Raw genomic sequence first — 12377 nt, 5'->3', positions numbered from 1 at the left:
TGCTGCTGGTGCGTTGGTCGGGCATGGGTGGGGTGATCTCAGCAGATGATCCGAAGTGGATCGAGCCGTTTGCGGGTCTGACCGAGGTGCAGTTTGCGAGGCTGGTGGCACTGGTACGGCGCCGAGGTGGCGACGTTCAGCGTGGCCGGCCATGGCGGCTGTCGCTCGAAGACCGGGTGTTGCTGGTGGCGACGTACTGGCGCACGAACCTCACGTTGCGGCAGGTGGCGCCGTTGTTCGGAGTCTCGAAGTCCGCTGCCGACCGCATCTTGGACCATCTCGCACCGCTGCTGGCCATCTCGCCCGCGCGGCGGCCGCGCAAGGACACCGTCTACATCGTCGACGGCACTCTGGTGCCCACCCGCGACCGCAGTGTCGCCGCGTCCAGCAAGAACTACCGGTACTCGACCAATCTGCAGGTCGTCATCGACGCCAACAGCCGCCTGGTCGTGGCCATCGGTCTCCCGCTGCCCGGCAGCCGCAACGACTGCCGGGCCTTCACCGAGTCCGGCATCGATCGGGCCTGCCGCGGCGCCCCGACCCTTGCCGACGGCGGCTACCAAGGCACCGGCCTCCTGATCCCGCACCGCAAACGACGAGGCCAGAGCCACCTCAGCCCCTCGCAGGAGGCAGAGAACGCCGTCCATCGCCGGGCACGAGCGCGCGTGGAACACGCCCTGTCGCGGTTGAAGAACTGGAAGATCCTGCGGGACTGCCGACTCAAGGGCGACGGAGTTCACCAGGCCATGCTCGGCATCGCCCGACTGCACAACCTGGCCCTCACTGGATAACTCACACTCCATACGGGACAACCTCTAGGAGAAGTCCGAGCGTGTCGGTGAGCAGGTGCCGCTTGCGACCATTGATCTTCTTGCCCGCGTCGAAGCCCCGTGAGCCGAAGGTGACAGTGGCGTCTGCCTTCACCGACTGCGAGTCCACGACCCCCGCGCTCGGGTCGGCGCTGCGGCCTTCACCGGCGCGGACGGCTTCCCGCAGCCGGTCGTGCAGCTCGGTGACCAGTCCCGTGTCCCGCCAGCGGGCGAAGAAGGCGTAGACGCGCGGCCAGGGCGGGAAGTCCGCGGGCATCGCCCTCCACTTGATGCCGTTGTCGACGAGGTAGCGCACTGCGTCGATCATCTGCCGGTGGCAGTAGCCCTCCGGACGCCCGCCACAGCCCGAAAGCCAGCCCGGAACCGGCAGCAGATCCCTCACCACGGCCCACTCGGCATCGCTCATGTCCGAGCCGTATCGAGGCCGGCGCTGCGGCCGGTCGACTGCGTTCCCGAACCTGTGGGCGAGGCAGTCACACCCACGAGTGGACGAACTGGACTCGGCGACCACGACCACGCGACACTTCGACAACAGGGCCTCTTGCTTCTCGCTGGACTCGACATCCGCGAGCTACCAAGAGGCCCTTCCTTCATGCACCCGCCCCGGACAACTCACCCGAACCAGGACCCCGTTCGAACCTGCCCGACCGCGCGAGCGGATAGAGAACAGGCAGTTACGAGTTGGTGCGTGATAGCGGGTGAGGCGTGTTCGGCCTTGCTGTGGCGGGTTTTGAGGCGTTGGCGGTGCGGTCGGAGACGAGGCCGGTGATGGCGGGGTAGGTGTCGGGCAGGCGGTCGCGGTGGTGGGTCCAGCGGGCCAGTTGCTTCCAGCGTTTGTGATCGGTAAGAGCGTGTTCGACGATGATGCGGTCGGAGGAGTGCCCGTGGCGGTCGCGTTCCCACTGTTCGACCCTGCCGGGCAGTGCTCCCGGCCGCGGTTTTCTGGGCGGTGTGATGGCTGGGCCACGGTGGTCGCGGCTCAGGGCGAGATAGCCGTCGTCCAGGAGGACCTCGACGTCGGGGAAGTGCCGGAAGCAGACGGCGATGCCTTCGTTGCGTGCGGCCGTCGCGTCGTGCATACGCCCAGGCCGCAGGGCATCGGTCCATAACGTGCGGCCGCGCCAGTCGGCAATCACGGTGGCCTTCATCGTGTTCTGCTTCTTCTTGCCCGAGACGAAGGCACGACGTCCGGCGCGGCCGGCCGGTGGCCGGCGGACCTGGATCTCGGTGGCGTCCAGACGCAGCTCGACGCCTTCGGCCTGGGCATAGGCACATACATCCGTCAGGGTCCGTAGCCGCAGGCCGGGACGGTCGGGAACCGCGCACCCCCGCTCCGCCAGGAGCGTGCGCACCTCTCCGGTCGCCCGGGTGACCGTGGACCGGTCGACACCGAACAGCAGGCCCAGCACCGAGGGCGGCAGGTCGTGCCTCAGATGGATCAGCGTGGCCACCAGCCTGTCGACGACCACCAGCTGATGGCTGGCGCCGGCACCCGCGGCCCGCTTCCTGGCCCCGCCCCGCGTCACATGGCGACGACCTTCGACCCCGGCCTGCCAAGGCTCGGCCAACTCATCGACCAGACAAGCCAGATGAGACCGAGAGAGCCCCGTGAACAGCTGATGCGCCAGCACTGCCCGATTGACCATGATCGCCACAGCGGGATCATGCCATCCGCCTGGCACGACACCTCACCCGCTATCACGCACCAACTCGTTACGTCGCTTCGCCGCGCCGGTCGTCGTTCAGGGGGCGGACGCCCGTGCCAGCCGGCGGTCCAGTTCGCGGTCGAGGTCCCGCTCCTCGGCGGGCGGGAGAGCGTAGCGCCGAACGGTCCGCTACAGGAGCGCCATATGCGAGTGGCTGGGGAGCATCCGCCCTCAGGATGCCGCGGCTGAAAGCGACGGTCTCGGCCCGGCACCGGCTCATCCTCGGATCAAGAGGCCCTGGATCTCGGCGCTCAGCCTCGAAACTCTGGTAGCGACACCGACCACGAAAGACCCGAGGATCCATGACTTCACCGACGCGCTCTCTGTCCCGGTGCCGCCTTCTGGGTGTTGCGGGCGCCGCAGGAGCCATAACCATGACGCCTTCATGGGAGTCGCAAAGTGAGCCGCACACCGGTGATCACGATTGGATTGGAGGGCGGCTTTCATCGAGTTGGGAGGAGCTGTCCCGACCCCGCTCACCCGTTCGACGGTGTGAGTCTCGTCGATGACCTGCTGCGCGGCAAGCCGACGCACAGCGCACTGCCTCAGCCCGGCGTGCCCAGGCCCGCCCCGCACCTAGCACGAACTCGGCATCCAGCCCGAGGTGCACAATCCGAAAGCTCGATGTCGACTTCACCCCGCTGAGGGAACTGGCTGATCACCGTCGGGGGCCTCGGTCAAATCACCTGAGAGCCGAGGCATCCACCGCTGACCAGTACGTACACGACCGCGGCGAATCCGACTCTTCGTCGATGTCGCCACCCGGCCGCCCTGCGGACGCACCGGCGCCAGCGGTGCGGTAACAACGGCTCCGCGACCCACAAGTCGTCCGGAGCATTCCAGTCTCACTGTCAACTGCCCATGCACGGTTCAATAGCCCACTGACCATGTAGGACACCGTCTGAGTGGCTCGACGCTTTCTCCGTGGCTGCCTCCGGGAAATCCGGCCGGCCTCCGGACCAGAGCCCGGATGGCCCGCAGCCAGTTCAGCCGCGACCTGCTGATGTCGACCAGGACCACCCGAGGCCTGTACCGCCGGACCAGCTCGACACACACGACGCAGCCCCGGGTCATGCCCGTCACGCAATACCCGGCCTCGCATCGAGGGACGGCACGCAAGGAACTGGACCGTTACGTCCCTGCACGTCCGGCCTAGGCCTGTCCCGAACAATTTGATCACAGCCATGGCTCGGAACTTTCGAAGCAGTCCCAGCGCCGGGGCCCAGCGGCTCTCCCCATAATTATGCTCTCCAGGAAGCTCAACTACCATGACCACTAGTAAGGTGCCCTCTTCGGCTCGGCAAGGCGGTATTAGCAGGCCGTCCGGAGAACCGCATGATATCGCCCTATTCCTCCGGCGGTGGGTGCGGGCACCGGGCCGCATGGGAGCCATAGCACCCAGCTCGCGCCACCTCGCCCAGGCAGTCTCTGCTCCTATACCCGAATGCGGTGAGCCCGTGGTGGTCGAACTGGGTGCCGGTACCGGCCCGTTCACAGCTGAGATCCAGCGCAGGCTCGGAGGCCGGGGACGTCACCTGGCCATCGAGATCGATCCGGTTCTCGCTCAGCGTCTCCAACACTGGCACCCGGGGGCGGAGGTGATCCAGCGTGACGCCGGGGAGCTGCGGCAATTGCTGGACGCACGGGGCATCTATCGAGCGGACATGGTCATCAGTGGCCTTCCCTGGGCCCTTTTCCCATTTGCCACTCAGCAGCAGCTCATGGCTGTCACGGCCGAAGCGCTCAGCCCTGCAGGCGCGTTCACAGCCTTCACGTACGTCCACGCCGTTCCCCTCGCCGCCGCTCGCCGCTTTCGCGCCCTGCTGGCCGAGAGCTTCGAGGAGGTCGTCCCCAGTCGGACCGTGTGGCGCAACATGCCCCCGGCATTCGTCCTCCACGCCCGTCGGCCCCGCAAAAAGCCAGTGCCGTCGCAGTGAACCGTTTCCATGCTGTCCTGCATGGCTGATGGTGCAGGTCAGCGGGGTGGCGTGACAAGGCGAGGCCTGGTCGTTGCGGTGGTGTTCTCCACGCACCACACTTCGTCCGAGGAGCCTCGCTTGGTCCCGTATCGTGCCACGCTCGACGTCCCTCACGAGCTGATCGAGCATGTCTCGTGGCTCATCTATGCCCGAAGGTGTGAACGCGGCACGCGATGGCGGAAGCTGGGCTGCTTCCAGCAGGCCCTGCTGGCGCTGGTGCACCTGCGCAGGAACGAGACGCTGCCCCAGCTCGCGGCGGCTTCGGGGTCTCCACCGCGACCGCCTGGCGGTACGTCGACGAGACCCTCGACATCCTGGCCTCCTGGGCTCCCGGTCTGTACGAGGCCCTCGTCGGCCTGGGCGAAGGAGACTTCGTCATCGTCGACGGAACGCTCATTTCCATCGACCGCATCGCCGCGGACCAGCCGTACTACTCCCAGAAACACCGGAAACACGGGATGAACGTCCAGGTCGTCGCCTGTCCGGACGGCACCCCGCTCTGGTTCTCCCGCGTGACTCCAGGGCGCACCCACGACCTGACGGCGGCTCGCGCTCACGGCATTGTCCAAGCCTGCCTGACCCGGCAGATCCTCGTCCTCGCCGACCGCGCCTACCAAGGCGCCGGCGCCACCTTCCATACCCCGTACTACCACCACCGCGAACACCCCCCGCACTACCAGCAGTTCAACCGCGACCACGCCCGATTGAGAGCCCCCGGCGAGCGCGCCTTCGCCCAACTCAAAACGTGGCCCTGCTGCGGCGAGCCCGCTGTTCCACCCGCCGCGTCGGCACCATCGTCCAGGCCGTCCACACCCTGCTGACCTGCACCTATTCAGGATGAAAACGGTTCAGTGAGCTCTTTCAGCGTTGGCTCTCCAGGGTGAGGAGGGCCTTGGCGATGACGGTCATGTGGTTGGGGCTGATGCGGGCTCTGCGGAAGATCTGCCAGGACTTCAGCCGTGCCATGCCGCGTTCGACGGGAGCTCGAGCCTGGGCCGGTGCGCGGTTGACAGTTCGCTGTGTGGGCGTGAGTTCGCCTCCGGGTGGTCGTTTGAGCCCGGTGGTGACCCAAGGGCCAGCGCGCTGGTATGCGCGGTCAGCCAGGGCGGGGGCGCCCTGTCGCTCGCAGATCCGGATGATCCGGTGGGGGCGGGCCGAGGTCAGGTCATGGGTGCGGTCCGGCAGCGCGGGCGAGATCCACAGCACCTTGCCGGTGGGGTCGGTGACGGCCTGGTCGTTCACCCCGTGGCGGCGGTGCTTGGCCGGGTAGTCGCCACGGCCCACGGCCGTCGCCGGTCCGGTCGCACTCGGCGAGGGTCCCGTCCAGCAGCACGAAGTCCGGGTCGCTCTCGCGCAGGACCTTCAGCAGGCCCGGAGCCCGGCCGGCGAGCAGACCGACGACGGCCGTGGCGTATGCGTGAGCGGTACCGACGGATATACCGAAGCCGGCCGCGATGCGCGCGAGGGTGTCGTGACGGCGCAGATACACCAGGGCGACCAGCGCACGCTGGTGCGGCGGGAGCTTGCATCGCCGGTCCCCCTCAAGGGTGACGATGAGCATCGTGACCCACGCAACCAAGGCGTGAGACAGGTCGAGTGCGGCAGGATAGAGAACCAACGAGGCTCCTGTGCCGATGGATTGAGACTTCGAACACCTCCCTCAACGGCACGGGAGCCTCGTGCGTTGCGGTCCCTCCTCCCCAGCAGCACCATCACCCGTTCAGTGGCCACGCTGAAAAGGCTCAGTGAGCCTCTTTCACCCTCCAGCACAGGATGAAAGAGGCTCAGTGAAGCGGACCGCGCCCGCAGCGAGGAGGCGACCCGCGCCGCGATGGACCGGCTGCTGCGGGGCGAACTCCCGCCCGGCGGCAGGTGCGATCTGAAGACCCTGGCCGCCGAAGCGGGGGTGACCCGGACCGGCTTCTACCCGAAAAAGAACCGTGACGGCACCACCCGCCCCGGCCTCTACCAGCACCTCGAGGAGTTCGAGCGTCGCCTGAAGGCCCAGCGCGACGCGGGCAAGGCCCATGACCCCCGGACGTCGCAGATCGAACGGCTCAAGGCCCAGGTCGCCGAACTCAAGGAATGAGTCGCGAAACGGGACGAGGCGCTGGCCGAGCTCACCGCGTTCAAGACGCTTGCCGTCTCCCGGCTCACGGTCCAGCACGAGGAGCTCCAGCGGCTGAGGCAACAGGCCTCCCAGGACGACAACGTCCGCCGCCTGCCCGCTGCCCGCGGCGGGACGGCTCCCTACGAGTCGTGCAACTGAGGCCGTCTCGGCCCGTCCGTGCGAACCGCAATCATGGACGAGGACACGCCGATCATGCAGGAGGGGCATTATCGCGACATCTGGGTTCGCACGCACCACTGGCGATAACCTGACCCAGAGATCGTGCGAGCCGATGTGATCACCAGCGTCAGCGGGAACAGCGACGATGGGCTCGCCATCCGGTCGGACACCCAGGCTGTGGTGTCCCTGACATGGGGATCAACGGTCGGAAAGTCTAAGCCGCTGCCGGTCGGGTTCCACGTTTGTTTTCTGCAGACGTGGAACCCCGCATCAGGGGGAACAAATGACCTCGATCGTTCATGAGGGTCCATCAGCAAGCTGATGGACCCTCATGAACGATCGAGGCTAGTTTCGCGACTCCGGCCGGTCTTTCGGAGCCGTCCGAGCCTCGTGCTACTCAGGCCGGTGGACGACCAGAGCTGTCGCGGACTACAACGTCACGTCATCTTCCCTGTCAGAGGTACTGGTGCTCCCCGGCGGTGATGCGGCTTCGGTGCGGTCGTCGATCAGGCCGGGAGGTGGGTTGATGACCGCACGCTGTTCCGCAAGATCAATTTCGGTGACGATCTGTTGTACGAAGGGCACCAGCACCTCATTTCCATTGGCCCGCTCGATGATGACGAGGTCCTGCAAGGGGGCATGACCTATCCCAGTGATCCGGCCCACCTCGATGCCATCTTCGGTAACAACCTTCAGACCGACCAGTTGGTGGTCGTAAAACTCATCAGGATCCTCGGAGAGTTCGTCGATGTCGACCTCCACGAGGAGGAGTGTGTCGCGCAGGGCCTGGGCGGCATCGCGGTTCTGGACGCCTTGGAAACGGAGCAGCAGCGTCGCGTTGTTCATCCGGCTGTTCTCGATGGTCAACGGGCCAGCGGACGGCGGGTCCGTCAGCAAGACGGTGCCTGGCATGAACCGCCGCTCAGGCTCATCGGTGCGTGTGTCAACGGTGACGTCTCCACCTATCCCATGAGCGCGGCCGATTCGTCCGATGATCAGATGCAATGCCGTTACCTGTCCTGTATCCCCGGCATGGGAAGTAGATCCCTTCCCATGCTATTTGTCTGTTCTTGTCGCAAATCGTAAGACGTCGACATGAAAGTCGCCCCTGCCCTGAGACGCTCGGAGCGGACTCGGTTGCAAAAGCAGTGAGGGTCGCCATGCTCAACTGTCCTTACCAGTTGTGACTACGGCAGCGGCTAGGAAATGGTTCACAGTCCCTATTGATTCGAAACGCTTTGGTTTCATGCTCTTGACGGTGTGTGAGTGACCTGGTGGGGGATGCGCGGACCCGGTCGGCGGACGCGCAGGAGGCTGTGCGGTTGCTGGCGGTGTCCGCGCTGGTGGAGGGACGGGACCGTGCTGTAGTCGCGGCCCTGTTCAAAATGTCGGTCAGGGCCGTGGACAACTGGTGGACGAGGTGGCGGACTGGCGGCCGCGACGCGCTGCCGTCCCGTCCGCGCGGACGCCGGGTGGGCGAGCATCAGGTTCTGTCCGAGGCCGAGCAGGCCGCCGTCCGGCAGGCCGTTCTCAGTCACACCCCCTCCGGCCTGGGGCTTTCCGGTCAGCTGTGGACGCGTGCTGATAGGCGAGCTGATCTTCAAGCTGTACCGGATCCGCTTCACCGAGCCCGGTGTTGGCAAGTACCTCAAGCGCTGGGGACTGACGTTCCAGCGTCCGGACAAGCGGGCCGTCGAGCAGGATCCGGAAGCGGTCCGCGTCTGGCATGACGAGGCCTGGCCGGCGATCCGGAGGCCAGAGCGAGGGCGGAGAGCGGTGAGGTCCTCTTCGCCGACCACGTCGGGGTCCGCTCGGACCAGGTCACCGGCCGCACCTGGGGTGATCAGGGACGGACTCCGGTCGTCCGCCGGGTGATCGGCGGTGGTCGGTGGCTATGTGGAGAGCTGGGCGAGGGTGACGCGGACGCCGGTGAGCTGGGCGGTGGCGAGCTGTGCCCTTTCGTCGTCGGGGTAGCGGGCCAGATGCGGATCGAGCGTGCCTGTGATCACCGCCGGACTGCTGCCCGCGTGCCGCCTTCGCGGCCTTCTGTGCCGGGGTCGGCAAGGTCGGGTGGGCCATGGGGGCCTCCGTGGTTCGGTGGGTTCGCTCCCCTGCACCCTCGCTGCTGCGTCGCCCGCAGGGGTGCTCGCGCAGCCCACGTCCCGACAGACGCTCCAGCGACTTCACCCGTCGTCCCGGGAGACGGGCCGGAGGGCTCCGGGGCCCTCAAGGATCCGAACGCGTCGGCGCCCACGGACATCTGTTCCGTGGGCGCCAGCGCGGTCAACGATCGGCCGTCAGCTCGCCATCATGGCCTGGAGGTCGCTGAGCGACAGCTCGTTCGTGCCACGGACCGCCGCCTTGCTTTGCGTCCACGCGAGGATCGCCGGGTGGGCGTCCTCGTACTGGGCGCTGGCGGTGGTGCGCTGCCCGTCGCTGGTGGCGACCTGGGTGAGGTAGGCGGCCAGGGCGTGCGGGTGACGAGTACTGCCACGCCAACCGCTACCCCCCCAACCACCAGGGGGCGTTGGAGCAGCCCAGGCTGTTCGTACTCATCGTCCGACTGAGGCCGCGCTTTCCCGCGGGCGGCATCCACCCCCGACACCTGTCGATGACCAGGTGGCACGGTTTGCGGGTTCGCGCTCTGTGAGCCCACGGACGACTCCGCACGATCGGTTCCAGGGGGCACGGTATCGGTACTAGGGTCCGTCTTCAAACGGATCTTGCCCAGAGTAGGAATGAGGCGAGATTGACCGCTGCTTCGTAGGAAGTGGCGGTCTTCTCGTATCGAGTGGCGATGCCGCGGAAGCCCTTGAGACGGTTGAAGCAGCGCTCAACGACGTTGCGGCGACGGTAGAGATGCCGGTCGAATGCCGGTGGTCGGCCGCCGTGACGTCCGCGGTTGTGACGGTGCCGTCGCTGGTCGGTCTTCTCCGGGATGGTGTGTGCGATGCCGCGTTTGCGCAGGTAGGCGCGGAAGCCGCGGGAGCTGTAGGCCTTGTCCGCGATGACCTGGTCGGGCCTGCAGCGTGGTCGTCCGACGCCGGTTCGCGGGACGTGGATGCGTTCGAGGAGCGGGCGTGCGCAGATGCTGTCGTGCCGTTGGCCGGGTGTCAGCAGGATGGCGAGGGGCCGGCCGCGGCCGTCGCAAGCGAGGTGAATTTTGGTGGTCAGTCCGCCTCGGGATCGGCCGAGGGCGTGATCGTCCGGTTCGTCCTGCCGGTGGTTCCCCTTTTCGGCCGGTGGCAGCAGCGTGCTGGTGGGCACGGACGATGGTGGAGTCGATCTGGACCAACCAGTCGATGTCGCCGGCCGCGTCCGCTTCGGCTTGGACCTGCTGAAGCGCTCGGGCGAACACGCCGTCCAGGGCGTAGCGGCGGAACCGGGTGTAGACCGTCTTCCACGGCCCGTAGCGTTCCGGCAGGTCACGCCAGGAGATACCGGTGCGGATCTTGTAGACCATCCCGTTGATGACCTGGCGGTCCGACACACGCGGACGTCCCGTGGCGGCCCGCGGTATCAGTGGAGCAAGTAACTCCCATTCCGCATCCGTGAGTTCATGGCGGCGTATCACCCCACCATGATCCACCACCTCAGTGATCTTTGAAGACGGACCCTAGGTACGTCGGGCCCGAACGAGTTGAGGAACGGGGGGTTCACCCTGTACGACGGATCCCTTGGATCCGGCGGACTGCCCTGCTTCGCTCGCTTCCGCCTGCGCCCGCTGCTCCAGCAGCTTGCTGGATCCGTCCGGAGTGACCTCTACGATCGCCACGTAGCCACTGGACGGGTCTTGGATGGCCCCCGTCACGGAGGCGTCCCGGACGCGTGCGTATCCGTGCAGCATGTCGAGAATCGCGACATCAATTGGTTCGCCCGGCATCACAGGCACCGATTCGCCGTCAATGGCGGCGGATCCGTCGCCGAAGATCACCACGTCGAAATGCGGGGCCGGCTCCATCCCAGGCTCGGAGCCTCCTCGCCGGTCGGCAGCCGACGGGACCGCAGACGTGAGAGGGTCCCCCCTTAAGACTGCCCCGTCGGCTTCGTCACCCCTGCTCATGTCCATTCCCTTCCGTACGGTATCGGCGCACAAAGCCTCGCCTGGCCTGAGTCAAACCTCAGGAGCCGAACAACAGTCGTAGTCTGCGCGCCACAACAGTCCTGCCCACACCGCAACGGCCACCGGCGAGAAACAGTTCACCTCCTGGGCACTGCGAGGGGCCGGGCCCTGGCCTTGGTCCGCCCCTCCAGCGGCATGACAGGCGGTGAGGGGGGGCTCTCTCAAGTGGGAGTACGCCCTTCGGTGGGTTCGGAGGTTTTGCCGAAGCGCGTAGCCAGTTGAACCCAAACGCGCACCCTGGCGTTGTCCCCTCCGAGAACGCAGTGCACTTGAAGGGTTCGCGATGGACAACAGACAGCGCGTTGATCCGCGCGGTGAGCAGGTTTTCCGCGAGAAGCGGGGCGGTCAAGCCGTCAACACTGTCCGGCACCGCACGTCACAACAAAGCGGCCGGCATGCGGTCTTTGCACAGGCGGTGAAGACCCACCGCCTCCCTCGCCCTCCTGGTCTGCGGTCTACTGCCTGTGTTGCGGGATTGAGCGGGAGTCCGTGGAGACCGCGGCCTACGCCAGGCCGTCGTATCTCGTTCGACAGCCGAGCCCGAGTGATCTCCCGCCGGTAGAACCAACGCGTCACCAACGCGCTGAACGTCCGTGACCCGTGCTTGGCACCGGCCTACTCTCGCACGGCAGGTGCGTCCGCGGCGGCCGCACGTTGGTGTGGCTGCGAGTTGGGGCCTTGTTTGTACCACTCGGCGGCATTCCTTGCATGCCGCTCAATCATGAGGCCCTTCGAGGCCCTGTCGGCGCGTCTAGATCCTTGAAGGGGAGAAGCACAACATGGCGGATATCAACAGAACCTGGTATGCCGACGGGGAAGAACGGTCGGAAACCAGCAGGATTTCAGATAGTCACCAGGCAGTGGGGCAAACAGAGGGAAGCTCTTCGAGTCGCAGAGCGGCGGCCGGACTCAGAGCCGCAGGGGCACTGGCTCGGAGAGCCGCGACGTCGCGAAAAACCACGAACGTCGGAGTGGTGATGGTGGCCGCCGGAGCGGTGATGTCCCTCGTCCCCCCCTTGGCTCCCGTCGGCTTGGCGGTGCTCGTTCTCGGAGGGGGCGCTGCCCTGGGGTCGGTCCTCTACCGGAAGTGGGATGAACGCGCACGCGCAAAGGCACAGGCTCAGGCATCGGTTCCGGACCCTTCACCGCAGTCGCAGCAGAATGTCTCCCAGCCACCGCGTACTCCCACTGGCCGCGATGCGACACTGATAGCGCTTAGGCTGGCCGAACAGGCCATTGCCTTGGCCGCGCGGACTGTGGAGCCCTCGGCCCAGACTCAAGGGGTTATAAGTTCAGCCCAGCCCATCGCTGAGCCTCGGAGCAAGACTCCTCCTCCTATAACTGCCGTGAGTGCGGCTTCCCTGATGCCGCCAGGGTCCCCAGGAGGCGTGCCGGACGACTGGCCGCTCCGTTCCGCCACGCCTCCCCAGCAAAGCCCCGCCACGCCTT

General features: G+C 66.6%; 10 protein-coding genes and 2 pseudogenes. 6 read left to right on the top strand and 6 right to left on the bottom strand.

Translation table 11 applies throughout. The features are described from left to right. Positions 1 to 23: 23 nt before the first annotated feature. On the top strand, positions 24 to 791 hold the full coding sequence (locus OIE75_RS32395) for an IS5-like element IS1373 family transposase (protein ID WP_329474011.1): 768 nt from the start codon (positions 24 to 26) through the stop codon (positions 789 to 791). A 1-nt stretch (position 792) separates the two neighbouring features. Here OIE75_RS32395 and OIE75_RS32390 read toward each other — a convergent pair whose 3' ends face one another. Then, entirely contained in the window at positions 793 to 1236 is a 444-nt protein-coding gene (locus OIE75_RS32390) for a transposase (protein WP_329473070.1), read from the bottom strand. A gap of 268 nt (positions 1237 to 1504) precedes the next feature. Beyond that, positions 1505 to 2476, bottom strand: coding sequence for a transposase family protein (locus OIE75_RS32385; RefSeq protein WP_329474095.1), 972 nt, complete (start codon positions 2474 to 2476; stop codon positions 1505 to 1507). Positions 2477 to 3993: 1517 nt separating this feature from the next. Between OIE75_RS32385 and OIE75_RS32380 the strand changes: the two genes are divergently transcribed. Beyond that, positions 3994 to 4473, top strand: a complete 480-nt coding sequence (locus tag OIE75_RS32380) for a class I SAM-dependent methyltransferase (RefSeq protein ID WP_329473069.1) — start codon at positions 3994 to 3996, stop codon at positions 4471 to 4473. A gap of 78 nt (positions 4474 to 4551) precedes the next feature. Beyond that, positions 4552 to 5356 (top strand): annotated as a pseudogene (locus tag OIE75_RS32375) (transposase family protein). Between the two features lie 20 nt (positions 5357 to 5376). On the opposite strand, the pseudogene OIE75_RS32370 reads toward OIE75_RS32375, so the two are convergent. Further along, a pseudogene (locus OIE75_RS32370) lies at positions 5377 to 6133 on the bottom strand (transposase family protein). A gap of 213 nt (positions 6134 to 6346) precedes the next feature. Between OIE75_RS32370 and OIE75_RS32365 the strand changes: the two are divergent. Further along, positions 6347 to 6604: a hypothetical protein gene (locus tag OIE75_RS32365; protein WP_329473068.1), complete on the top strand. Its 258-nt coding sequence runs from the start codon at positions 6347 to 6349 to the stop codon at positions 6602 to 6604. 630 nt (positions 6605 to 7234) lie between these two features. Here OIE75_RS32365 and rimM read toward each other — a convergent pair. Further along, complete coding sequence (rimM, locus tag OIE75_RS32360; protein ID WP_329473067.1) at positions 7235 to 7810, bottom strand: ribosome maturation factor RimM; 576 nt, start codon at positions 7808 to 7810, stop codon at positions 7235 to 7237. A 257-nt stretch (positions 7811 to 8067) separates the two neighbouring features. Here rimM and OIE75_RS32355 point away from each other — a divergent pair, with 257 nt between their 5' ends. Together OIE75_RS32355 and OIE75_RS41530 are read left to right on the top strand one after the other, a co-directional pair. Then, a complete protein-coding gene (locus OIE75_RS32355) occupies positions 8068 to 8535 on the top strand; it encodes a helix-turn-helix domain-containing protein (protein WP_443078409.1) in 468 nt (155 codons plus the stop codon). Continuing rightward, the gene (locus tag OIE75_RS41530; protein WP_443078462.1) at positions 8420 to 8680 is read left to right on the top strand and encodes a helix-turn-helix domain-containing protein; all 261 of its coding nucleotides are present in this window, start codon (positions 8420 to 8422) and stop codon (positions 8678 to 8680) included. The genes OIE75_RS32355 and OIE75_RS41530 overlap by 116 nt, the downstream gene beginning before the upstream one ends. Positions 8681 to 9517: 837 nt before the next feature. Here the strand turns inward: OIE75_RS41530 and OIE75_RS32350 are convergent. Beyond that, positions 9518 to 10376, bottom strand: a protein-coding gene (locus tag OIE75_RS32350) for an IS5 family transposase (RefSeq protein WP_329474074.1) whose coding sequence is annotated in 2 segments (ribosomal slippage) — positions 9518 to 10009 and positions 10011 to 10376 — 858 coding nt in all. Because the reading frame shifts where the segments join, the coding sequence is not laid out codon by codon here. 45 nt (positions 10377 to 10421) lie between these two features. Continuing rightward, entirely contained in the window at positions 10422 to 10766 is a 345-nt protein-coding gene (locus tag OIE75_RS32345) for a hypothetical protein (RefSeq protein WP_329473066.1), read from the bottom strand. Positions 10767 to 12377: the final 1611 nt, after the last annotated feature.

Origin of the sequence: Streptomyces sp. NBC_01723 (genome assembly GCF_036246005.1) — a bacterium.
Classification (GTDB): domain Bacteria; phylum Actinomycetota; class Actinomycetes; order Streptomycetales; family Streptomycetaceae; genus Streptomyces.
This window is presented reverse-complemented; position numbering and strand designations above follow the sequence as displayed.